The 22,751-nt window shown below is 63.2% G+C and carries 22 protein-coding genes and 4 tRNA genes; 13 read left to right on the top strand and 13 right to left on the bottom strand.

The features are described from left to right. Positions 1-24: 24 nt before the first annotated feature. The 4 genes from FHW96_RS01900 to FHW96_RS01885 all read right to left on the bottom strand — a co-directional run bounded on the left by FHW96_RS01900 (position 25) and on the right by FHW96_RS01885 (position 4,019). Positions 25-1,722: a bifunctional diguanylate cyclase/phosphodiesterase gene (locus tag FHW96_RS01900; protein WP_172338852.1), complete on the bottom strand. Its 1,698-nt coding sequence runs from the start codon at positions 1,720-1,722 to the stop codon at positions 25-27. A gap of 188 nt (positions 1,723-1,910) precedes the next feature. After that, positions 1,911-1,987 (bottom strand) — tRNA-Pro (locus tag FHW96_RS01895). Positions 1,988-2,147: 160 nt separating this feature from the next. Beyond that, the gene (locus FHW96_RS01890) at positions 2,148-3,680 is read right to left on the bottom strand and encodes a methyl-accepting chemotaxis protein (protein WP_172338851.1); all 1,533 of its coding nucleotides are present in this window, start codon (positions 3,678-3,680) and stop codon (positions 2,148-2,150) included. A 3-nt stretch (positions 3,681-3,683) separates the two neighbouring features. Further along, a complete protein-coding gene (locus tag FHW96_RS01885) occupies positions 3,684-4,019 on the bottom strand; it encodes a hypothetical protein (RefSeq protein ID WP_172338850.1) in 336 nt (111 codons plus the stop codon). Positions 4,020-4,157: 138 nt separating this feature from the next. Here FHW96_RS01885 and thyA point away from each other — a divergent pair, with 138 nt between their 5' ends. From thyA to FHW96_RS01865, 4 genes are all read left to right on the top strand, one after another. Continuing rightward, positions 4,158-5,126, top strand: coding sequence for a thymidylate synthase (thyA, locus tag FHW96_RS01880; RefSeq protein ID WP_172338849.1), 969 nt, complete (start codon positions 4,158-4,160; stop codon positions 5,124-5,126). Between the two features lie 12 nt (positions 5,127-5,138). Next, positions 5,139-5,732 (top strand): YdeI/OmpD-associated family protein, encoded by a 594-nt coding sequence (locus FHW96_RS01875; protein WP_172338848.1) that lies wholly within the window; start codon positions 5,139-5,141, stop codon positions 5,730-5,732. Between the two features lie 206 nt (positions 5,733-5,938). Further along, a tRNA-Asp gene (locus tag FHW96_RS01870) sits at positions 5,939-6,015 on the top strand. A 34-nt stretch (positions 6,016-6,049) separates the two neighbouring features. Then, positions 6,050-6,126: transfer RNA gene (locus tag FHW96_RS01865), tRNA-Asp, on the top strand. A 92-nt stretch (positions 6,127-6,218) separates the two neighbouring features. Here FHW96_RS01865 and FHW96_RS01860 read toward each other — a convergent pair. From FHW96_RS01860 to FHW96_RS01845, 4 genes are all read right to left on the bottom strand, one after another. Further along, positions 6,219-6,434, bottom strand: a complete 216-nt coding sequence (locus FHW96_RS01860; protein WP_172338847.1) for a DUF2842 domain-containing protein — start codon at positions 6,432-6,434, stop codon at positions 6,219-6,221. Then, positions 6,434-7,006 carry a 5-formyltetrahydrofolate cyclo-ligase gene (locus FHW96_RS01855; RefSeq protein ID WP_253950678.1) on the bottom strand — a complete coding sequence of 191 codons (573 nt, stop codon included), beginning with the start codon at positions 7,004-7,006 and terminating at the stop codon, positions 6,434-6,436. The genes FHW96_RS01860 and FHW96_RS01855 overlap by 1 nt, the downstream gene beginning before the upstream one ends. A gap of 347 nt (positions 7,007-7,353) precedes the next feature. Next, complete coding sequence (locus FHW96_RS01850; RefSeq protein WP_172338846.1) at positions 7,354-7,671, bottom strand: cell division protein ZapA; 318 nt, start codon at positions 7,669-7,671, stop codon at positions 7,354-7,356. Beyond that, on the bottom strand, positions 7,668-7,895 hold the full coding sequence (locus tag FHW96_RS01845) for a hypothetical protein (protein WP_172338845.1): 228 nt from the start codon (positions 7,893-7,895) through the stop codon (positions 7,668-7,670). Before FHW96_RS01845 ends, FHW96_RS01850 begins: the two co-directional genes overlap by 4 nt. 193 nt (positions 7,896-8,088) lie before the next feature. On the opposite strand from FHW96_RS01845, the gene tkt reads away from it, so the two are divergent. The 6 genes from tkt (at position 8,089) to FHW96_RS01815 (ending at position 16,223) form a co-directional block, all read left to right on the top strand. Beyond that, positions 8,089-10,062, top strand: coding sequence for a transketolase (gene tkt, locus FHW96_RS01840; protein ID WP_172338844.1), 1,974 nt, complete (start codon positions 8,089-8,091; stop codon positions 10,060-10,062). 14 nt (positions 10,063-10,076) lie between these two features. After that, the gene (gap, locus tag FHW96_RS01835) at positions 10,077-11,084 is read left to right on the top strand and encodes a type I glyceraldehyde-3-phosphate dehydrogenase (RefSeq protein ID WP_168602655.1); all 1,008 of its coding nucleotides are present in this window, start codon (positions 10,077-10,079) and stop codon (positions 11,082-11,084) included. Positions 11,085-11,155: 71 nt separating this feature from the next. Beyond that, the gene (gene pgk / locus FHW96_RS01830) at positions 11,156-12,352 is read left to right on the top strand and encodes a phosphoglycerate kinase (RefSeq protein ID WP_216650731.1); all 1,197 of its coding nucleotides are present in this window, start codon (positions 11,156-11,158) and stop codon (positions 12,350-12,352) included. A 137-nt stretch (positions 12,353-12,489) separates the two neighbouring features. Beyond that, positions 12,490-13,401 carry a class I fructose-bisphosphate aldolase gene (locus tag FHW96_RS01825; protein WP_172338842.1) on the top strand — a complete coding sequence of 304 codons (912 nt, stop codon included), beginning with the start codon at positions 12,490-12,492 and terminating at the stop codon, positions 13,399-13,401. Between the two features lie 80 nt (positions 13,402-13,481). Beyond that, a complete protein-coding gene (gene thiE, locus FHW96_RS01820) occupies positions 13,482-14,162 on the top strand; it encodes a thiamine phosphate synthase (protein ID WP_172338841.1) in 681 nt (226 codons plus the stop codon). Between the two features lie 63 nt (positions 14,163-14,225). Continuing rightward, positions 14,226-16,223: an OPT family oligopeptide transporter gene (locus FHW96_RS01815; protein ID WP_172338840.1), complete on the top strand. Its 1,998-nt coding sequence runs from the start codon at positions 14,226-14,228 to the stop codon at positions 16,221-16,223. Positions 16,224-16,232: 9 nt separating this feature from the next. On the opposite strand, the gene FHW96_RS01810 is transcribed toward FHW96_RS01815, so the two are convergent. Next, positions 16,233-16,586: a hypothetical protein gene (locus FHW96_RS01810; RefSeq protein WP_172338839.1), complete on the bottom strand. Its 354-nt coding sequence runs from the start codon at positions 16,584-16,586 to the stop codon at positions 16,233-16,235. 102 nt (positions 16,587-16,688) lie between these two features. Between FHW96_RS01810 and efp the strand changes: the two genes are divergently transcribed. The 3 genes from efp (at position 16,689) to FHW96_RS01795 (ending at position 18,265) form a co-directional block, all read left to right on the top strand. After that, positions 16,689-17,252: an elongation factor P gene (gene efp / locus FHW96_RS01805; RefSeq protein ID WP_172338838.1), complete on the top strand. Its 564-nt coding sequence runs from the start codon at positions 16,689-16,691 to the stop codon at positions 17,250-17,252. A gap of 2 nt (positions 17,253-17,254) precedes the next feature. Then, positions 17,255-18,091, top strand: coding sequence for an inositol monophosphatase family protein (locus FHW96_RS01800; RefSeq protein ID WP_172338837.1), 837 nt, complete (start codon positions 17,255-17,257; stop codon positions 18,089-18,091). 90 nt (positions 18,092-18,181) lie between these two features. Beyond that, a tRNA-Leu gene (locus FHW96_RS01795) sits at positions 18,182-18,265 on the top strand. A 48-nt stretch (positions 18,266-18,313) separates the two neighbouring features. On the opposite strand, the gene FHW96_RS01790 is transcribed toward FHW96_RS01795, so the two are convergent. The 4 genes from FHW96_RS01790 to FHW96_RS01775 all read right to left on the bottom strand — a co-directional run bounded on the left by FHW96_RS01790 (position 18,314) and on the right by FHW96_RS01775 (position 22,560). Beyond that, positions 18,314-18,844, bottom strand: a complete 531-nt coding sequence (locus FHW96_RS01790) for a GNAT family N-acetyltransferase (RefSeq protein WP_172338836.1) — start codon at positions 18,842-18,844, stop codon at positions 18,314-18,316. Between the two features lie 2 nt (positions 18,845-18,846). Next, positions 18,847-19,791 carry an asparaginase gene (locus tag FHW96_RS01785; protein ID WP_172338835.1) on the bottom strand — a complete coding sequence of 315 codons (945 nt, stop codon included), beginning with the start codon at positions 19,789-19,791 and terminating at the stop codon, positions 18,847-18,849. A 57-nt stretch (positions 19,792-19,848) separates the two neighbouring features. After that, positions 19,849-22,077 (bottom strand): TonB-dependent receptor, encoded by a 2,229-nt coding sequence (locus tag FHW96_RS01780; protein ID WP_253950677.1) that lies wholly within the window; start codon positions 22,075-22,077, stop codon positions 19,849-19,851. A 78-nt stretch (positions 22,078-22,155) separates the two neighbouring features. Further along, positions 22,156-22,560: a hypothetical protein gene (locus FHW96_RS01775; RefSeq protein WP_216650730.1), complete on the bottom strand. Its 405-nt coding sequence runs from the start codon at positions 22,558-22,560 to the stop codon at positions 22,156-22,158. Between the last annotated feature and the right edge of the window lie 191 nt (positions 22,561-22,751).

Genomic DNA, 22,751 nt, shown 5'->3' with positions numbered 1-22,751 from the left:
TGTTGGCGCCTCAGGTCCACCCTTTTAGGCGGTGCGGAGCCACTCTTGCGGCACAGTTGATGGCTGGGTCGATGGTGCGGGCTCGGCCTGACGGCTGCTGGCCAGCGAAACGTCATGGGCGTGGGGCGCCAGCAGCGCGCGTTCGGCCAGAAATTCGCGGGTGGCCTGTGCGTCTTGAGGTTTGCCGTAGAGATAGCCCTGGCCTTTGAAGCTGCCCAAAGACTGCAGGCTTTCGAGCAATTCGGTCGATTCGACCCCCTCGGCCGTAATCGGCAGGCCCAGACCCTTGCCCAGCAGCGCGATGGTTTCCACGATGGTGCGGCTGTCGGAATCCTCCTGCATGGCCAGCACAAAACTGCGGTCGATCTTGATGCGATCAAAAGGCAGCTTGCGTAGTTGGGCAAAGGAGGAATAGCCGGTGCCGAAATCATCGAGGCTGATCGTGATGCCCTGATTGCGCAGCGAGGTGACGAGCGCCTGAACCACAGCGATATTCTGGTGCAGGCTGGTTTCGGTGATTTCCACCTCCAGCCGCTGGGGCGGGAATTGCGCCTCGACCAGCAGCTTGAGCAGCTTTTGCGCAAACCACGGGTCGCGCAATTGCAGCGGCGAGATATTGACCGAGAGCGTGAGGCGCGGGTGCCATTCGCGCGCATCGCGCAGGGCCTGACGGATCAGCGATTCGGACATTTCGGCGATCACGCCGATTTCCTCGGCAATCGGGATGAACACATCCGGCCCGATCAGGCCAAAGGTGGGCGAATGCCAGCGCGCCAGCATTTCAAAGCCCAGCACTTCGCCTGTGGCCAGATCGACCTGTTGTTCATAATAAGGCACGAATTCGCCTGCCGGGATCGCCTCGCGGATCGCCAGTTCCAGTTCGCAGCGATAGCGCAATTCGGTTTCCAGCGATTCCTCGAACCACAGCGGGGCAGGGCGCGCCTGCTTCTTGGCATGAAACAGCGCAACCTCGGCCAGATGCAGCAGGCCATTGGCGTCGATAGGCGCATTGCCCAGCCGGTTCTGGCGATCGCCGCTGGCCAGCCCCACGCTGGCGCTCAGCCGGTGGTTTTCCAGCTTGCGGTCCATCGTGGCCAGCATGGCGTCGGCAATATGATCAACGCGTTCGGGATGGCCCGGCGTAAAGGGAATGACACAGGCGAATTCATCGCCGCCTAGCCGAGCCAGCAGAGCCTCGGGAGGCAAGAGCGCCTCGATCCGCTGTGCCGTGTCGGTCAACAGGAGATCGCCGCCGGCAGTGCCGATCTTGTCATTGATGACCTTGAAGTCATTGATGTCGAGCATCACCAGCGCCGCCGTTTCGCCGCGTTCGCGCAGCGTCGCCAGCAACTGATTGGCGCGCGGGGCAAAGGAATGGCGGTTAAGGCAGCCGGTCAGCGGATCGGTCTGCTCCATCTGGCGGGCCAGATCTTCGGCCTGACGGCGCGCGACCACTTCGCCATGCAGATCCTGATACCGGCGCCAGCCAAAGATGACGAGCGCGATGTTAAGCAAAAGCGCATTGGTCAGCAGTTGATCCGGGCCAAGCCCGATGCCGCTGGCCCGCGCCCAAACCTGCGAGAGCGCCTTCCCGCCGATGGCGGCGACCATGCAGGTTGCCGTGACCGCAATGGCCAGCGCGAGCATATCATTGCGCGCGGACCGGGAGGGCCGAGCGTCTGGCTGTGAATTGGCCCGCTGGATCTTGGCAATGACGGACATGGAGATGGCTTGCCCCTGAAGCGCGAATTTGGATGAAATCTAGGATCAGGTTGTAAAATTTGCGTTAATAATTGTCGCGGCGGCGGGGTTGGGCGGGGCGGACCGCGCAGAGGGCGAATATATCGCGCGCAAAGAAAAAGGCGACCCGAAGGTCGCCTTATCCTGTATCTCTCTTGAAAAAGAGAAAATGGTCGGGGAAAGAGGATTCGAACCTCCGGCCCCTGCCTCCCGAAGACAGTGCTCTACCAGGCTGAGCTATTCCCCGACCGGAGCGGCTCTCTAAGAGCGCCGCTGGGCAGGAGGGCGCCTATATAGGGGGGTATTCGGGTTGGCAAGCGGCAAGTGGCAAGTTTTTTCAAAAACCGATGCATTTTTTCGAAAAACCGCAGAAATCCCGGCTTTTCAAAGTTTTCCACAGGGCTGATTTACGCCGCCAGCCCCAAACGGCCCCCGGAATGGCCCCCCTGACCCTCGCCGCTGAACCGCCCCACGGCGTTGATGAGCACGTTGGTTTCGCCCGAAAGCGCCTGCAGCGCGGCGTTGCTTTCCTCGACCATGGCGGCGTTTTGCTGGGTTGATTGGTCAAGGATGCGGAAGGTGTCGCCCACTTGCGAAAGGTCTTCGGCATTGCTGTGGGCTGCGTCGGCAATCGCGCCCACGGCCTGCGCAATCTGGCCGATCTGGCCGATGATGCCTTGCAACGCCTCGCCGGTCTGGAGCACCTGCGCCACGCCTTCGGAAACCTGATGGGTGGATGTGTCGATCAACTGCTTGATGCCATTGGCCGCGTCCGCGCTGCGCTGGGCCAGCGCGCGCACTTCATTGGCGACAACGGCAAAGCCCTTGCCCGCATCCCCGGCGCGCGCGGCCTCGACCCCCGCGTTCAGCGCCAGCAGGTTGGTCTGGAACGCAATGCCGTCGATCAGGGTGATGATCTGGCGGATCTCCTGCGCGGATTTCTCGACCAGTTCCATCGTCGCCATCGCGCGGCTGACGACATGCTGGCCATCATTGGCGCTTTGCTGAGCCTGATCCAGTGCGGCATTGACCGAGGCGGCGCTCTGGGCGGTATCGCGTGCGGCCTCGACAAGCCGGTGCATGGTGGAGCCGGCCTGTTCGACGCGGGCGGCCTGTTGCTCGGTGCGCAGGGCCAGATCGTTGCTGGCGGTGCGGATTTCGGCTGACCCGGCCTGAATGACGCTGGAAGCGCGCGAAACCTGGCTGACCAGTGCGGCCAGATCGCCCACCGAACGGTTGAAGTCCTCGCGCAGTTCCTCGAACTGGGCCGGAAAGCGGCGGTTGAGCCGGTGGGCCAGATTGCCGCGCGCCAGCGCCTGCATCGCGGCACCGATTTCCTCGACGACTTCGCGCCGCTCGGCCTCGACGCTTTCACGCTCGCGCTCTGCGGCAAGGGTGATGCGCTCCTTTTCCTCTTGCGCGACCTCCTGCTGGATCATCACCTGCGACAATTTCTGCACAAGCGCGATGAGCACCCCGGTTTCCACCAGCAGGATCACCGCATGCAGAACCACGCGAAAGAAATCACCCGTGGCGCCAAACACCAGCGAAGGCGCAATATAGCTGAGCAGCAGGTGATGAAGCGCCGTGACCACGGTTGCCGCAATGACAGGGCGCCAGTCGACCAGAACGGGCAGCATCGCGATCAGCGCAAAGAAGGTCATGTGCAGATCGACCTGCCATGTAGCGCCGTTCCATTGATAGAGCAGCACCGCGCTGAACAGCGGCAGGGTGGCGCCCATGGCGATGCGCGCCACCGCGTCATCCTTGCCAGACATCAACAGCAAGGTCGGCACCGCCACCAGCCCCAGCGCCAGCAAGACCGGGGTAAAGCCCGAACCGGCGATCATGCTGCCCATCAGCACCAGAATGGTGATCAGCCAGCATACGCCCACAAGGGCTTTCATCCCCAGATGACGCAGATTGATAATTTCATGCATGACTTATCCTTGGCGATTGGCAGATGGAAAGTTTGAAGGAGACCGGCAAAGCGAAGAGGGGACGGCGAAAACCAGCGCCCCCGCACCCAGCGCGGAGAAAGGCGTATACTGCTGGCGGCCCCCGATCAGGATCAGGCTTCCCCTCGCAATTCCGCGGCCCGTCAGGGGCAGGCCCTGCTCTCTGGCCCAAAGGGCCGCCCCGGCGCTGTGCCCGGGCAAAGGCAGCACCAGCACCGCCATCCCGGCCCGCGGCCAAAGCGCGATCAGCGGCACCAGCACCAGCACCAAGGCCAGTTGAGCGACGGCCAATTGCCGATAGGGAAGGATAACGGATCTCAACACAGGCAACCCATGGGAATGAGGGATATTTGCTCGTTTTACCGAGTAGACTTTGGCATTTCGCGCGGAGGTATTACGCAAACATCCATAGATGGCGTGGGGCGATTGCCGGTGGCTTTCGGCGCGGGGCGGCGTTAGATGAGGGTGATGCAGACCGACAGCTCTCACTCTCGCCGCCATTGGGAATGGCAATATCTCGATCTGATGCGCCAGATCTGGGAAACGGGCGATGAGAGGCGCGATCGTACGGGTGTGGGCACGCGATCGCTGTTCGGGGCGACGATTCGCTGTGACCTGTCCGATGGGCGTATGCCGCTGGTCACCACCAAGCGGGTGTTCTGGAAAACGGCGACGCGCGAATTTTTGTGGTTCCTGACCGGTGATACCAATATCCGTGCGCTCTGTACGCAGGGGGTGGAGATCTGGACCGACTGGCCGCTGGCGCATTATCGGCGCGAGACGGGGGATCACATCAGCCGTGAGGATTTTTCCGCGCGTATCGTGGCCGATGTGGAATTTGCGGCGCGCTGGGGCGATCTTGGCCCGGTCTATGGCAAGCAATGGGTGAACTGGCCGACCTATGAGCCGGCCGGTTTTGATGAAAAGGGTGATGGGCTTTACCGGCTGGGGCAGGGGATCAATCAGGTGGCTGATCTGGTCCATGCGCTGAAAACCAATCCGGGCAGCCGCCGCCATATCGTCGAAGGCTGGAATGTGGCCGAAGTGGACGCGATGGCGCTGCCGCCCTGCCACAAGACCTATCAGTTCCACGTGGCCGACGGGCGCCTGTCGGGCATCCTGTATCAGCGCAGCGCGGATCTGGCGCTGGGCGTGCCGTTCAACCTGTGGGGCGCGGCGCTGTTTGTGCGGTTGCTGGCGGCGCAGACCGGGCTGGAGCCGGGCGAGCTGGTGTGGATGGGGGGCGATGTGCATCTCTATCTCAACCATGGCGATCTGGTCGAGGAACAGTTGAAGCGCGTGCCCTCGAGCGAGCCGAAGCTGGCGATGACGCGCCAACCGGACAGCATCTTTGATTATGCCATCGAGGATTTCTCGGTGCTGGATTATGCGCCCCAGGGGAAGTTGGGAGCGCCAGTGGCTGTGTAAAAGGGAGAGCAAATGGATCAGAGAATCGATGCCTATATCGCGGCCGCGCCCGATTTCGCGCGGCCGATCCTGACCCATTTGCGCCGCGCGGTGCATGAGGCCGTCCCGGGGCTGGGCGAGACGATCAAATGGTCGATGCCCCATTTCACGCTCAATGGTAAGAATCTGGCCGGGATGGCGGCGTTCAAGGCGCATTGCGCCTTTGTGATCCATGGCGCGGGGCGTCAGGGGGCCGAGGAGGGCCGCCGTGATGATGGGCTGGGCGCCTATGGCAAGATCGCCAGTATGGACGATTTGCCCGATGCCGATACGTTTCGGATGCGATTGGTGGAGGCCGCGCAGGGCCTGTCGGGGGCGAAGAAGGCGCCCCGCGCGCCCAAGGCGCCTAAGCCGGAGATTGCCGTTCCTGATGATCTGACGGCGGCTCTGGCGGAGAATGCTGCGGCCGGCGCAGTGTTTGCCGCTTTCGCGCCATCGCATCGGCGCGATTATCTGGAATGGATTGTCGAGGCCAAAGCGCCCGCCACCCGCGCCCGCCGTATCACTCAGGCGGTGGAATGGATGGCGGAAGGGAAAAGACGCAACTGGAAATACGAAAAGTGCTGATTTTTCGGCATTAGTCTGTGGATAAATCGCATTGTCATGCGCCGGAAACAGATTCGTGGCAGAGATTACGGGACGTTCACCGCGCGAAAACCCTGAAAAACCGGGGCTTGGGCAAAAGCATGTTCAAGCCTGTTGACAGGTCGCCCCTCCCAACGTAGAGGCCGCGTCACCCAAGGGGCGCTGCCCCGAAGGAAACATCGAAGTGAGCGGGTGTAGCTCAGTTGGTTAGAGTGCCGGCCTGTCACGCCGGAGGTCGCGGGTTCGAGCCCCGTCACTCGCGCCACTTCATGGTTCCTTGCGAGGCCCAAGCATATTGCGCGGGTGTAGCTCAGTTGGTTAGAGTGCCGGCCTGTCACGCCGGAGGTCGCGGGTTCGAGCCCCGTCACTCGCGCCACCTTGGGTCCATTCTTGGAATGGTATCAAAAAGGCCCGGTCCTACGCGGATCGGGCCTTTTTGCGTTTGGGCTTTAAAAAAAGCGCCGGGACTTAACCCCAGCGCCCCGTTTCCATCCAGATCAGGAATCGCCGCAAGGGCAGCAGCCACACCACGCCCAGCACAACATAGACCGGCATTTGACCCAGCGCAGGCCACGGTGCGATCCATGGCGCGATATAGCGCGCCACCAGCGCCGCATAGACTGCCAGAGCGGCCAGCAGCAGCAGAAGGCCTGCCGGAATGCGCCACGTAGGTTCCTTGCGCATTAAATATCTCCGTAAAGGCGTGTGGGGGTGATCACCGCGCGTAGGGGCATATCATGGGGCTCTGCGGGCAGGCTGTCCACCTTCTGACAGTCCCATGCCAGCCCCAGCGCCATGACGCCCGGATTCGCGCCCAACCAGCGGTCGTAATGCCCGCCGCCTTGCCCCAGTCGCAGGCCCTCGGCGGTAAAGCCGACCAGAGGCACAAAGGCGACATCGGGAAACAGTTCTTCGGCATCGGCAGAGGGTTGCAGCGCGCCATAGGGGCCTGTTTCCAGCCCTTCGTCGCCGAACGGATCGTTCCATGCGCGAAACTGCATCGGCGCGCCTACGGCGGCAAACCACGGCAGGGCGATTCGCCGGCCGTTTTCGGCAAACCACTTGGCGTAGGAGCGGGTCGGCGCCTCGCCCGAAATGGCGTGATAGAGCCCCACCACCGAGCCTTCGCCCGCCACCTTCGCCACCGTGCCGGGCGGCCGCAGGAACAATAGGGCGGACATGGAGCCGGGCAGGGCGTTCACATGCTCGCGACGCAGGCGGCGCAAACGGGCGCGCAGGGATTTTTTGTCGGTCAAGGCAGCCTCTCAAACGGCGTCAGCCCTCTCCCCCTGCCATGCTACCCTGCGGGTTATCATCTGGGTGGCAGGGCAGGGGGAGAGGGCTGACGCCGCAAGCGTTGGCCGGAGGGCCAGCGCGCAACAAATACAGGGTGACGGGACCACCATGGGCCGTTGCCGGGAAATCCTCTGACGCCTCGACGTCAGGTGGGGACCATGTGCCAGAGGCCAGAGCCAGTGGCAGGGACAGCCCCCTAGGATTGCTTATAGCCTCAGGGATTTTCATGCGGCTCGCACCGGGCAGTACCCGTCAATCACCTATGTAGGCGCGATGGAGCGATTTCTCAAGGGCTAGTAGGGGTGTATTAGAAAAGCCCTTCGACCGATGCGGCCAGTTGTTCGAGCTTGGCCGCCACGGCGTCCAGCCTTTGGGCCAGCGCAGGATCGGCAGGCGGCGTATCGGGGGCGCCCTGATCGGCCTGCTGGCGCAATTCCTGCACCTCGTCGGCCAGAAGCAGCGCGGCAAAGAGCATCGAGCGCACCTCGCTCTGATTCGTGGTGCCGGGCAGGGCGTCCATCTTCTCCTCGATGATGCGGCCCAGCAGGCGCACATGGTCTTCCTCGCCCGGCGAGCAGGCAACCGCATAATCGCGCCCGCCGATCATCAGGTCGACCCGGCTCATGATTTTTGCACCCGTGCGATCAGTCCATCGAGGGTGGAGAGCGCATCGCCCACCTTTTCGCGCAGGATTTCGTGGCGCACTTCAAGCTGGGCGGTCTGACCGGCGGCCTCAAGGCGCGCTTCCCTTGCGCGCTGAGCAGCATGGGTGATCCGGTCCAGCGCGGCCTCGATCCGGTCAAGGGCGCTGTTCATCGGGGCGGGTTCGGGTTCGCTGCTGGCCATCACCGGCAAAGGCCTAGCGTAATAATTTTGCCCTTGCAAAGGTCGCTGCGGCCCAAATGACAACGGTTGCGGCGATTTCCATGCCATTTTGGCCCCGCGCAGAGGTTGACGCAGCGCCCCCCGGTCCGCAATGGAGGCGGCGCGAATCGCACGCCTGTGTGTCTGTGCATACCTATTCGGAGCTTTCGAAAGCATCATGAGCATTACCGCCCCCCGCCTGCAAAACATGGCCAACGCCATCCGTGTGCTCTCGATGGATGCGGTTCAGGCCGCAAATTCAGGCCACCCCGGCATGCCGATGGGCATGGCCGATGTTGCCACGGTGCTGTTTTCGAAGTTCCTGAAGTTCGATCCGGCCCAGCCGCGCTGGCCCGACCGCGACCGGTTTATCCTGTCGGCGGGCCATGGTTCGATGCTGATCTACAGCCTGCTGCACCTGACCGGCTATGAACAGCCCACGATCGAGGACATCAAGAATTTCCGTCAACTGCACTCGGTTTGCGCCGGTCACCCGGAAAACTTTGAGCTGCCGGGCGTGGAATGCACCACTGGTCCCTTGGGTCAGGGTCTGGCCATGTCGGTGGGCTTTGCCATTGCCGAGCGTCATCTGAATGCGCAGTTCGGCGACGATCTGGTTGATCACAAGACCTTTGTGATCGCGGGCGACGGCTGTATCATGGAGGGCATCAACCACGAGGCCATCGGCCTTGCCGGTCACCTGAAGCTGGGCCGTCTGGTCGTGCTGTGGGATGACAATCGCATCACCATCGACGGCGACACCGATCTGTCGACCAGCGAAGACGTGGCCGCGCGCTATACGGCGACCGGCTGGCATGTGGTGTCGTGCGATGGCCATGATTTCGCCGATATCGAACGCGCGATTGCCGAAGCGATGGCCGATCCGCGCCCCTCGCTCGTCGCCTGCCGCACGATCATTGGTAAGGGCGCCCCGAACAAGCAGGGCGGCCATTCGGTGCACGGCTCGCCGCTGGGCGCGGCCGAAGTGGAAGCTGCGCGCGGCGAACTGGGCTGGACGCTGCCCGCGTTCGAACTGCCCGCCGATGTGCTGGGCGACTGGCGCAATGTCGGCGCGCTGGGCAAGACGGCGGCGGTTGACTGGGCCGCGCGCGTGGCGGCCAGCGACAAGGGCGGCGAACTGCTGCGCCGGATGAACGGCGAACTGCCCGATCAGACCGAGGTGCAGGCCACATTTGACTCATGGCTCGAAGGCAGCACCAAGGTCGCCACCCGCAAGGCCAGCGAAATGGCGCTGGAAGTGCTGACCGCCCATGTGCCCGAAATGGTGGGCGGCTCGGCCGACCTTACCGGCTCGAACCTGACCGTGACGAAATCGACCAAGCCCTTCGGTCCGCAGGACTATTCGGGCCGTTATGTCTATTACGGCATCCGCGAATTCGGCATGGCTGCGGCCATGAACGGCATGGCGCTGCATGGCGGGATCATCCCCTATGGCGGCACTTTCCTCGTGTTTTCGGATTATTGCCGCAATGCCATTCGTATGTCGGCTTTGCAGCGGGCCAAGGTGGTCTATGTGCTGACGCACGATTCGATTGGCCTTGGCGAGGACGGTCCGACCCATCAGCCGATCGAACATGTGATGTCGATGCGCATGATCCCGAATCTGGAAGTGTTCCGCCCCGCCGACGTGATTGAAACCGCCGAGGCATGGCAATTGGCGATCGCCAATGAAGGCCGCCCCAGCGTGCTGGCTCTGACCCGTCAGAACCTGCCGCAATATCGCCATTCGGGTCCGAACCTGACGGCGAAGGGCGCCTATCGTCTTGAAGCCGCCGGTGCGGCGCGCAAGGTGGTGATCGTGGCGACCGGTTCGGAAGTTGAGATTGCCATGGCGACCCGCGCCGCGCTTGAAGCGCAGGGTGTGGGCGCCGATGTGGTCTCGATGCCTTCGATGAGCCGTTTCCTTGAACAGGATGCGGCTTACAAGGCCGATGTTCTGCCTGCTGATGTGCTGCGCGTCAGCATCGAGGCAGGTACGACCTTTGGCTGGGAACGTATTACGGGCCTTGACGGTCTGCGCTTTGGTATCGACACCTTCGGCGCATCGGCTCCGGCCCCGGCTCTTTATGACTATTTCGGTCTTACGGCTGAAAAGATTGCGCCGCAAATTCTTGCGGTACTCCAGAACTAACGAGGAGGATATTCATGGCTGTGAAGGTTGCCATCAACGGTTTCGGTCGCATTGGGCGCAATGTGGCCCGCGCCATTCTGGAGCGCCCCGATTGCGGGCTCGAACTGGTTTCGATCAACGATCTGGCCGATGCCAAGGCCAATGCCCGCCTCTTCAAGCATGACAGCGTGCATGGCACTTTCTCGGGCACCGTCGAAGTGGACGGCAACGACCTGATCCTGAACGGCAAGCGCGTTCAGGTGACCGCCGAGAAGGACCCGGCCAACCTGCCGCATGCCGCCAATGGCATCGACATTGCGCTGGAATGCACCGGCTTCTTCGTTGACCGCGATTCGGCCGGCAAGCACCTGACGGCAGGCGCCAAGCGCGTGCTGATCTCGGCGCCCGCCAAGAAGGTGGACAAGACCGTCGTGTTCGGCGTGAACCACGAAACGCTGACGGCCGACGATCTGATCGTCTCGAACGCTTCGTGCACCACCAACTGCCTTGCGCCCTTCGCCAAGGTTCTGCATGAATCGATCGGCATCGAGCGTGGCCTGATGACCACGATCCACTCGTACACCAACGATCAGAAGATCCTGGACCAGATCCACAAGGATCCGCGCCGCGCCCGCGCTGCGGCTCTCAACATGATCCCGACCTCGACCGGCGCTGCTGTGGCCGTGGGCGAAGTGCTGCCCGAATTGAAGGGCAAGCTGGACGGTTCGTCGATCCGCGTGCCGACCCCGAACGTTTCGGTCGTCGACCTGACGTTCCAGCCCAAGCGCGACACGACCATCGAGGAAGTGAACGCTCTGCTCAAGGCTGCTGCCGAAGGTCCGCTCAAGGGCGTGCTGGGCTATACCGAAGAGCCGCTGGTTTCGATCGACTTCAACCACGATCCGCATTCCTCGACCATCGACGCGCTGGAAACGGCTGTCATCGACGGCAAGCTGGTGCGCGTGCTGAGCTGGTACGACAATGAGTGGGGCTTCTCGAACCGCATGCTGGACACGGCAGGCGCGATGGCCAAGTTCCTCTGATGGAACACAGGGGCGGGAAGGGAAACCTTTCCGCCCTTTGTTTCTGGGGTTCTGCAAATTAGGGGTTAGTGATGGCTTTTCGTAAGCTCGACGATCTGGGCGATGTGACCGGCAAGGTCGCGCTGGTGCGCGTCGATTTCAATCTGCCGATGAAGGATGGCGCGGTCACGGAAGATACGCGCGTGCGCGCCGTGGCGCCGACCATTCTGGAGCTGGCCGACAAGGGTGCCAAGGTGCTGCTGCTGGCGCATTTCGGTCGTCCCAAGGGCAATCGCGTGGCGGATCAGTCGTTGTCGCTGGTCGTGGGCGCGGTGGAAAAGGTGCTGGGCCGCGAAGTGATGTTCGTGCCGGAAATTGCGGGCGATGTGGTCAAGCAGGCCGCCGGCATCCTGCGCGCGGGCGACATTGCTTTGCTGGAAAACACCCGTTTCTGGCCCGGCGAGGAAAAGAACGACCCCGAGCTGGTGAAAGCCATTGCCGAGGTTGGCGATTTCTACGTCAATGACGCTTTTTCCGCCGCGCACCGCGCCCATGCCAGCACCGAAGGTCTGGCCCATGTGCTGCCCGCTTATGCCGGTCGTTCGATGCAGGCCGAGCTTGAGGCGCTGGAAAATGCGCTGGGTAAGCCGGTGCGTCCGGTCGCCGCCGTTGTCGGCGGGGCCAAGGTGTCGAGCAAGCTGGATGTGTTGAAGCATCTGGTGACCAAGGTCGATCATCTGATCATCGGCGGCGGCATGGCCAACACGTTCCTGGCCGCGCGCGGCGTGGATGTGGGCAAGAGCCTGTGCGAGCATGATCTGGCCGGCACCGCCGAAGAGATCATGGAAGCGGCCGATGCTGCCGGTTGCACCGTGCATCTGCCCTATGAAGTGGTGGTGTCGAAGGAATTTGCCGCCAATCCGCCGTCTTTGCGCACCTGCAACGTGCATGAGGTGGCTGCCGACGAGATGATCCTCGACGTTGGCCCCAGCGCGGTCGAAGCGCTGGCCGATGCGCTGAAAACCTGCAAGACGCTGGTGTGGAACGGGCCGATGGGCGCGTTTGAAACCGTGCCTTTCGACGCGGCGACCGTGGCTCTGGCCCAAATCGCGGCGGCGCTGACCAAGGAAGGTTCGCTGGTTTCCGTGGCGGGCGGAGGCGACACCGTTGCTGCGCTGCATCATGCCGGGGTGGCGGGAGACTTCTCCTATATCTCGACCGCAGGCGGCGCTTTCCTTGAATGGATGGAAGGCCGCGAACTGCCGGGCGTCAAGGCGCTCGAAATCTAAATAATTCCGCCCGCTCGGTTGCAGTGCAGCAGTTGCATTGCAAAACCGGGCGGGCTATTTCAGACTGGCCGCGCATACCTATGCAATCTTTTGCGCATAGGTATGAACAACAGGCCTTAACCAACAGGGAAACACGCATGACCACGAAGGTTGTCCAGAAGATCCTCAGCAATTACGAATCCGACAATCCCGGCGTTAAGGCCAATCTCTATCGCATGCTCAATCAGGGCAAGCTGGGCGGCACCGGCAAGATGATCATTCTGCCGGTCGATCAGGGCTTTGAACATGGCCCCGCGCGCAGCTTCTCGGTCAACCCCGACGCCTATGACCCGCATTACCACTATCAGCTCGCCATCGACGCTGGCCTGTCGGCCTATGCCGCGCCGCTGGGCATGCTGGAGGCGGGCGCCGACAAGTTTGCAGGCCAGATCCCGACCATCCTCAAAGTCAACAGCTCGAACAGCTGGGGCACGGCGGCCAATCAGGCGCTGACGGGCGGCGTTGATGATGCGCTGCGTCTGGGCTGCTCGGCCATCGGTTTTACGATCTATCCCGGCTCGGACGATGTGTTCGAGATGATCGAAGAGATCAAGGAACTGCGCAACGAAGCGGCCAGCGTTGGCCTTGCCACGGTGATCTGGTCCTATCCGCGCGGCGGCAAGCTGCCCAAGAGCGGCGAACTGGCCTTGGACGTGGGCGCCTATGCTGCGCATATCGCGGCGCTGATCGGCGCGCATATCATCAAGGTGAAGCTGCCCAGCAACCACATCGAACAGGCCGAAGCCAAGCCCTGCTATGAGGGCGCCGACTGGTCGGCACAGTCCGATCGCGTCAAGCATGTGGTCCAGTCGTGCTTCAACGGCCGCCGCATCGTGATCTTCTCGGGCGGGGCCACCAAGGGCGCCGATGCGGTCTATCAGGACGCGCGCGACATTCGCGATGGCGGCGGCAATGGCTCGATCATCGGCCGCAACACGTTCCAGCGCCCGCGCGACGAAGCGCTGGCCATGTTGGGCAAGCTGATCAACATCTACAAGGGCAAGGAATAATCCTTAAGCCCCTTGGGTGGCGCAAAAGACGCGGGGGCCGACACTGGCCTCCGCGTTTTTTATGCGGTATGGGCGCGGGCATGACTGAAGAAGCACCGACTTTCGAACACACCCGCGCGCCCACGCAGCTTTACCTGATCTCGCCCGCCGATGTGGGCGGCGATTTTCCCGAAAGGCTGGCGCGCGCGCTCGATGCGGGCCTGAAGGGGCGTCATCGGATCGCCGCTTTCCAGTTCCGCGTAAAGGGGCTGGATGATCACGCTGCCGCACGTCTGGCAGCACCGCTGCAGGCGATTTGCGCCGAGCGCGAGATTGCCTTCATTGTCAACGATTCGCTCACGCTGGCCAAGCGCCTGAACGCCGATGGCGTCCATCTGGGGCAGGACGATCTGGAGCGCGAAGGCGGCGTGAAAGTGGCGCGGCAGGAATTGGGGCAGGACGCGCAGATCGGCGTGACCTGCCACAACAGCCGCCATCTGGCGCTGGAGGCCGGCGAGGCGGGGGCCGATTATGTGGCCTTTGGCGCCTATTATCCCACCGCCACCAAAGAGGTCGAACATTACGCCGAGCCGGATCTGCTGACCTGGTGGCAAGGCCTGTTTGAAATTCCCTGCGTGGCGATTGGCGGGATCACGGCGGAAAACGCGGCGCCTCTGGTGCGTGCGGGGGCCGATTTCCTCGCCGTCTCGGGCGCGGTGTGGAACGGCGACGAGGTTGCGAATGTCAAAGCCTTGATGGATGCTATCTTGGCCGCGCAATAAAGTTGTTGAAGAGCATGTCGGCTGCCCCTTTCCCAAGGGGCGCCGGCGTGTCAGAACATGGACATGACCCAAGCAAATCCTGACGGCGCCCCCATTTCCGAAACCGCCCCGCGCGAACTGACCCTGCGTGGCATCGTATTGGGCGCTTTGCTCACCATCGTGTTCACGGCGGCCAATGTCTATCTGGGGCTGAAGATCGGCCTGACCTTTGCCACATCGATCCCGGCGGCGGTGATCTCGATGGCGGTGCTGCGCCATTTCTCGGGCGCGACCATTCAGGAAAACAACATCGTCCAAACCATCGCCAGCGCGGCGGGGACGTTGAGCGCGATCATCTTCGTGCTGCCGGGCCTGATTATGATCGGCTGGTGGGTGGATTTCCCTTACTGGCAATCGGTGGCGGTGATCGGCGTGGGCGGCATTCTGGGGGTGATGTATTCCGTGCCCCTGCGCCGCGCGCTGGTCACGGGCAGCGATCTGCCCTATCCCGAAGGGGTGGCGGCGGCCGAGGTGCTCAAGGTCGGCGCGGGCGTGGGCGGCGAGGAGGAGAACCGCAAGGGGCTGGCCGCCATCGTGCTGGGTTCGGGCGTGTCGGTGGGCTACACTTTGCTGGCCAAGATGGGCGTGGTGGCCGAGGAGGCCTCGCGCGTGTTCCGTTTTGGCGCAGGCGCTTCGGGCGTTTCCACCAGTTTCAGCCTTGCTCTCATCGGTGTCGGCCATCTGGTCGGGTTGACGGTGGGCATTGCGATGCTGATTGGGATGCTGATCAGCTGGGTCGTGCTGGTGCCGCATTATACCGCAGGCGCGGTTCCGGCGGCGCATGAAATGGCCGGTTTCGTTTCGGGCGTGTTCAAGAGCAAGGTGCGCTTCATCGGCGCGGGCACCATTGGCGTGGCGGCGGTCTGGACGCTGCTGCGCGTAATCGGGCCGATTGTGAAGGGGATTACGGGCGCTCTGGCGGCGCAGCGCGCGCGCAAGGCGGGCGGCGGTGCGGCGCTGGCGCTGTCCGAACAGGATCTGCCGATTGGCCTTGTGGGCGCGGTGATTGCCGCTTCGATGGTGCCGATTGGTTTGCTCTTGGCAGGGTTCGCCGCCGGAGGGCCGATTGAGGCGCATTTCGTGCCGGTGCTGGTGCTCACGGTGCTGTATGTGCTGCTGATCGGCATCGTGATCGCTTCGGTCTGCGGCTATATGGCGGGGCTGATCGGCGCCTCGAACAGCCCGATTTCGGGCACCGGCATCATTTCCGCGCTGGGCATTGCGCTGCTCTTGGCGGCGATCTTTGGCCGGGGCATTGCGCCTGAGGCGACCCGCGCGCTGGTGGCCTTTGCGCTGTTTGTCACGGCCATCGTCTTTGGCGTGGCGACGATTTCGAACGACAACCTTCAGGATCTGAAAACGGGCGAACTGATCGGCGCGACGCCCTGGCGGCAGCAGATCGCGCTGGTGCTGGGCGTGGTGTTTGGCGCGCTGGTGATCCCGCCGGTGCTCAGCCTGCTCAACACCACCTTCGGCTTTCAGGGCGCAGCCAATGCCGGACCGGAAGCCTTGGCCGCCCCGCAGGCCGCGCTGATTTCCGCCATCGCGCAGGGCGTTTTGGGCGGCAGTCTCGATTGGGGCCTGATCGGCATCGGTGCGGGGATCGGTGTGGTGGCCGTCATCATCGACGAAGTCTTGCGCGCGATGAAGAAGGGCGCGCTGCCCCCGCTCGCGCTGGGCATGGGCATTTATCTGCCGATGGGCCTGACGCTGCTGATCCCGGTGGGGGCGATCATCGGGCGGATCTATGACAATTGGGCCAAGAAGAGCCGCGACCCCGAACTGGCCGAGCGGCTGGGTGTTTTGGCGGCCACGGGCCTGATTGCGGGCGAGAGCCTGTTTGGCGTGGTCTTTGCTGGGATAGCGGCGGCGCGCAACAGCCCGACCCCGCTGGAAATCATCGAGCCAGGCGATGTTGCCCTGCCGCTGGGCATGGTGATCTTTGCCGCCGCGCTGGTCTGGCTTTACACCAGCACCAAGCGGGCGGCGGCCCAGCGGACCACATGGCCGCTGGAGGATTAATAGTCCGGATTAATAGCGATTATTGGCTACGCGGCGGATACAGCGAAGGTCGGTCTCCTTGCCTTCGCTGGTCAGCTTGCGCAGAAAATTCTCGCTGACCCGGCGAAACCGGTCGCCGCGCTTGGGGCCGGTGGTCATGTGGATCTCATCGCCCGTGGCAAGATACGATCCGCGTCCCTCGCTCGTGCTGTACATCGAACCCTGGCGGATGGTGAAATCCTCCTCCGGGCGGCGTAATCCGGCAGAGGTCAGCGCAGTTCCCGGCATTTCGCAGGCATATTCTCCGCGCCGCACGGTAAAGGCAGGCCCTTCCGGCCCCGCCAGAGCGGGCGCAGAAAAGACTGCAATTCCGGCTAATCCCACTGCACAGCACGATTGCCAGATGGCCCGAGGTCCGCTAAGGGCGCCCGACTGCGCTTTTGCGCCAAACTTATTCCTGCTCTTTTCCATCGAAGGTCAAACCCCATGAAGATCAGCGGCGTCGAAATCCGCCCCGGCAACATTATCGAGTATGAAAAGGGCATCTGGAAGGTCGCCAAGACCCAGCATACCCAGCCCGGCAAGGGCGGCGCTTTCATGCAGGTCGAGATGAAGAACCTGATCGACGGGCGCAAGACCAATGTTCGTTTTCGCAGCCAGGATACGGTGGAGAAAGTGCGCCTCGACACCAAGGATTTCCAGTTCCTCTATGCCGAGGGCGAGGATCTGGTGTTCATGGACGTGGAAACCTACGATCAGATCAACCTTTCCAAGGACATCATCGGCGATGCCGCGGCCTTCCTTCAGGATGGCATGACCGCCGTGCTGGAAATGTATGACGAACGCCCGATCAGCGTTCAGTTGCCCGAACAGGTCGAAGCCACCATCGTTGAAGCCGATGCCGTGGTGAAGGGCCAGACCGCCTCGTCGAGCTATAAGCCCGCCGTGCTGGACAATGGCGTGCGTATTCTCGTGCCGCCCCATATCGCTTCGGGCACCCGCATTGTGGTGAACGTTTACGAACGCACCTATGTCGGTAAGGCTGACTGAGTATGGCAATTTCCGGCCTGATCCGCGTGATGGAACGCGCCGCCCGCAAGGCCGGTCAGCGTTTGCGTCGCGACTTTGGCGAAGTGGAGCACCTGCAGGTGAGCCGCAAGGGCACGGCGGATTTCGTCAGCCGCGCCGACCAGCAGAGCGAACGCACGATCTATGACGAATTGCGCGCCGCGCGCCCCGACTGGGGCTTTGTGATGGAAGAGGGCGGGGTGATCGAAGGCGATCCCACCCGCCCGCGCTGGATCATCGACCCGCTCGATGGCACCAGCAACTTTCTGCACGGCATCCCGCATTTCGCCATTTCCATCGCCGCACAAGAGCCAGCCTATGATGGCAAGGGCCCGGCGGGCGACGGCTGGGGCGATGTTATCGCCGGGATCATCTATCAGCCGATCACGGATGAAAGCTTCTGGGCGGAAAAGTCGCGCGGGGCGTGGTTGCACGATCGCCGTCTGCGCGTGTCGGGCCGCCGTCATCTGGACGAGAGCCTGATCGCCACCGGCATCCCCTTTGCCGGCCATGGCGATCCGCTGGAATGGGCCAAGATCTATGCGGCCATTGCGCCGCAGGTGGCGGGCATTCGTCGCTTTGGCGCGGCCTCGCTCGATCTGGCTTGGGTCGCTGCCGGCCGTTACGAAGGTTTCTGGGAATCGAACCTGAAGCCTTGGGATTCGGCTGCTGGCTGTCTGCTGGTGCGTGAAGCCGGCGGCTTTGTCTCGAACTATCGCGGCCAATCGCTGCCGGTTTGCGACAAGGAAGTGCTGGCTGGCAATGATGCTCTCCACTCGCGTCTCCACAAGTTGCTGGTGGGCGCGTTGAAGGAAGGCTGATAAAAGCCATTGATCTGATGCGAAAGGATCGCTAGGCGGGGCGAACAGAGCCGCTGCGGCAATCCTTTCGCGGATGGTTTTGGGAATAGCGCCCCTGTGGTGGAATGGTAGACGCGACCGACTCAAAATCGGTTATCGAGAGATGTGCCCGTTCGAGTCGGGCCAGGGGCACCATTCCCTGATGAAAAAAGGGCCGGTTGATCGCCGGCCCTTTTTCTTTGCTTACAAGCTCTTGCCCATGCGCAGCAGAGGCACTTGAACCCCGTCGATGGGGGCGGAAAGCACTTCCTCGATCGGGCTATAGCCGCAGGAGCGATAGAGCGGGACGCCCGCCATGGTCGCCATCATCTCGGTGCGGGCGAAACCGGCGGCGCGGGCGGCATCTTCGCACACCTGCATCACGCGGCGGCCGATGCCGCGGCGGGCGAAATCGGGGTTGGTATACATGGCGCGGATGCGGGCGGCGTCCTTGGCCGGGTCCAGCACCTCGGGTTCACGCGCGACCACGCTGGCGTCGCCGCCATAGAGCGTGGCGCGATAGGACCAGCCGCCGCAGCCGGCCAGCACCCCATCCGATTCGACGAGGAAATAGGTGCCATCCTTGATGAGCTGGGTGTCCAGCCCCATCACGTGGCGACTGGCGGTGATCTGCTCCGGGGTCAGAAATCCGGTTTGCAGATGATCGATGGCCCGGGCCATCAGCGCGCGCAGATTGTCCAGATCGTCCATAACGGCGATGCGATGGGTCAGCATAATCAATGGGTTTCCGTATAAAGAGCGCCGCGCGCCGCAAATTCCCCGGCAATATTCGAAGCGCCCGCCGCGATCAGGGTGGAAAGCAGGATGCGCGCCTGAGTCGCGCCCAATCCGCCCGCAAAGATCGCGCCCGCTTCGGCAAGCCGCTGGCCGCTGGCATAATCGGCGGCGGTCGAGCCTGTGGGGCATCGCGAGGCGACCACCATCGGCACGCCCGCATGCGCAATCGCCTGGGCTGCGCCCACCGAACCATTGCCGCGACCCAGCGCCATCAGGACGATGCCCCGTGCCCCAGAGGCTACCGCTGCGCGGATCATCGCGCCATCATCTCCGCCTGACAGCGCGATGATCGGGCAGGAACTATCAGGCACCGCCGGCGACAAAGGCGCAAACCGGGGAAGGGGAGCGGGCGCGGTGATTGCCTCGCCCGAAGCCGTGCCCGCCGCGCCGCCGCGCCAGCCAAAGCCGTCGAGCGCCGAGGTGGCGTGCTTATACACCAGCGCCGCCGGGATCAGGTGTCCGGCAAACGCCACCAGCGCGCCGTGCGCCGCCAATTCCGGCGTGGCGGCGGCGCGCAGGGCGGCGGCCAAATTGCCCGGACCATCGCTGTTCGGATCGCTGATCGGCAGCATCGCCCCGGTCACGATCACTGGCTTGGTCAGCGGCAGCGACAGGTCGATAAGGAAAGCCGTTTCCTCCATCGCATCGGTGCCATGGGCCACGACGATGCCGCTCACCTCCGGCTTGGCCAGAGCGGACAGCACCGCATCGCGCACGCGGGCCATATCGGCCAGCGTCATATCCTCGGACAGGCCTGCGTAAACCTGTCGCACGACTGGCCCCGCCAGCGTTTCCCCAAGGCCGGACGCGCCCCCGGCCAGCTTGCCGCCCGCATCGGGCAAGGAGGAGATGGTTCCCCCGGCGTCGATCAGAATGATGCTCATGGGCCCAGCCTATGGCCGGGCCGCGCCGGGGGAACAAGGGGGCAAACTGCGAAGGCGCTACATCCGCCAGTTCACGCCTGCCGAAAAGCTGCGCTGGGGGAAGGGGTGGAAGAGGAAGTATCTGTCATTGTTGAGATTATCGACGCCAAGGCTGGCCTCGAAATGATCGGTGACGCGAAACAGGGCGCGGATATCGACGACGAAATATTTGTCGAAGCCCTGATAGGTGTTGCCGATGATGTCGCTGTTGTCGAGCGTGCCATAATTGCGGCTGGAATAGCGCGCCGCCGCGCTCAGGCTGAAGCGAGGCGTGGGATGCCATGTCAGCACGGCGCTGGCCTTCCAGCGGGGGACAGAGGGCAGCAATTTGCCTTGAGCCGAGGGCAGGACGCTGTTCTTGCTGGTGATCGCGGCGGCATGGGTCATGCTGGCCTGAAGGTCGAAGGCGCCGAGGATGTCGTGGCGTTCGGCGGCGATTTCGACCCCGCGCGCGCGGGTGCGCTCGACATTTTGCACATAGGTTGTGTTGGTTGCGGCATTGAGCTGCGAAATCAGAGCATTGTCCACGACTTCGTTGAACAGTGCGATCCGGGCCGAACCATGGCCCGCCTTATGCTCCATCGCCAGTTCGAGGCTGCGCGCGCGTTCGGGCAACAGGCCGGGGTTGGGATTGGCCAGCAAGGTGCCGGTGGTGACGGTCTGATAGAGCTCGCCCACGGTGGGCATGCGAAAGGCTTGTCCTGCCGAAAGCCGCGCGATCCATTGCGGTGCAAGGCGATATTCCAGCGCAGCCTTGGGGCTGAACCCGGCAAAGCTGCGCTCGGGCTGGGCCAGCGCGGCGTTGATCGTGGAGGAAAGCGCGGTGTTGGCCCCGCCATAGGCCCGCCACCATTCCTGCCGCCCGCCCAGCGTCAGTTTGACGCCGGAGGCAAGGCGGATCTCATCCTGCGCCCAGAGCGCGAAGGTCCGCGTATTGCCCCTGCTGGCCGAGCGCAATTGACCCACCGCTGAGCCACTGTCGAGCCAGTTGGCGATGGAATAGGTGGCTGCATTCAGCGTGGTGCGGTCGAAATGTGCGCCGATGCTGATCCTTTGCCCAGCCCCCACATCGCGCGCGATCCGTGCGTCCAGCGTGGCCCAGCCGGTGCCATCCTGCCGCGCCATCGTGCCGGCGCCCCCCGAAAACGCGCCGGGCAGATCGTTGCGCGTGGCTATAAATCCGGTACTGGACGTGCCGCTGGTCGTATCGGGCGAGGGGTTGTTCTGCGCATCGCGTTCATAGCGATAGAGCGTGCCGATCACCTGCCAATCGCTTGCCGTCAGGCTGAGCGCGTGGGACAGGTGGAGCGCATCGCGGGTGTAGAGCGCGGAATTGAAGGCGGTGGTGTAAGAGGACGTATAAGTCTGCACGCCTCCTTGCGTATCGTCGCGCCAGATGCCCAGCACATAGCGCGCCTGAACATTGGGCGTCAGGTCAAAGGCGAATTTGGCCTTATAGGTGTCCTGAATATGATGCTCGATGCCGCCTGCGCCCAGCACACGGATGGCTGAGCCTGTGCGGCTGACATCGGCATAGCCCGCCGTGCCGGTGGCGGCGGTGATAAAGCTGACGGGCTGGCTGTTGGCGGTGGTGCGGGTGGCGCTGAGCAGCACCGAGAAGCGGCCGAAACGTTGGCCCAGCGAGCCGGAGAACTGCGTGGTCGGCAGGGTCTGGTCGGTGCCGTAATAGGAATAGGTCTGGATGTTGGTCTGGGCCGAGAGGCGCGCCTCCAGATGGTCGGGCATGCGGGTGGTTATATTGACCACAGTGCCGATTGAATTGCCCGCATAGGCCGCCGAAAACGGGCCGTAGATCACATCCACCCGCTCGATTTCCGAAGGCGTGACGAGGCTCCAGCGGGGCGATCCGTTGCCGTTATTATTGGCGATCAGCGCCGAGAGCAGCGCGCCATCGGCATAGATCAGGCTGCGCGCGGAAGAGCCCAGCCCGCTGGTACGCGTGGCGATGGGGGCGTAATTGTCGCCTATGTGGCGTTTGCGGATGATCAGGCTGGGCAGATATTTGAACGTGTCCTCGACGCTGATGGCATTGACCTGCGCGGCGATGGTGGAGGCATCGACCGAGGCGGTGGTGGCCGCAGGTGTTGCGATGGTGGTGGCTTGGGCATTGACGATGATGGTGCGTTGGTCCTCATCGCCGGCATAGGCAGGCGTTGAAAGAACAGGCAGGGCAAGAACGGCCGAGAGGGCGACCATAGGTAGGGCCGCATAGGAAACAAAAGACATAAAACCCCCGAAACAGGCAGGCGCAGAAGGGCGCGGCCAAAGGCGCGCCATGGCGTCATTCCGGCAAGAAGCGCCGGTTCAGGGGCGGGCAGGCGGCCCGCGCAAAGGCGGCCGGATCGCGCGCGCGCGGCGCAGCGGCAGGGCAGGCCGGGGCAAGAACCCCAGCGCCAGAATAAAGGCCAGCGCGGCGGCCAACAGGAACCCATCGGCCCCGCCCATCGCCGCGTCCGCCATCACGCCATAGTCGCAATGGTTCTTCACCCGCGCCGTACCATCGTCGCGGCCGGGCAGGGTAATGCTGCGGGTGATCCTTTGCCCCAAAGAATCGGCGCAGATTTCCATGGTGAGCACCCGCGCACGATGATCGGGCATATAGCCTGCCGGAACCCATGCGCGCACCAGCAGCGCTAGCGCCACAAGGGCGGCGGCCAGCCAGCGGTGGGCCAGAGCAAGGCGGCGGATCGAATGCACGATCAAACGCATAGCGGCGCGTGGGCCTCGCGTCATCCGCTCGTTTCAGGACATATTGCCCCATGGCGGGTGGCCCATCACAAGTGGAAAGCGGGCGGGCATAAGTGGAAGGCAACTTGCCATCCAGATTGGTTCGCCTGTCGGGGATATTCCAACTTTCCCGCCAGTATCCGTATCTGGCACAGGCCTTGCTTAACAACCCC

The sequence above is a fragment of the Novosphingobium sp. SG751A genome (assembly GCF_013149295.1).
GTDB lineage: Bacteria > Pseudomonadota > Alphaproteobacteria > Sphingomonadales > Sphingomonadaceae > Novosphingobium.
The sequence above is the reverse complement of the archived record's forward strand: the minus strand, read 5'-3'. Positions and strand labels throughout refer to the sequence as shown.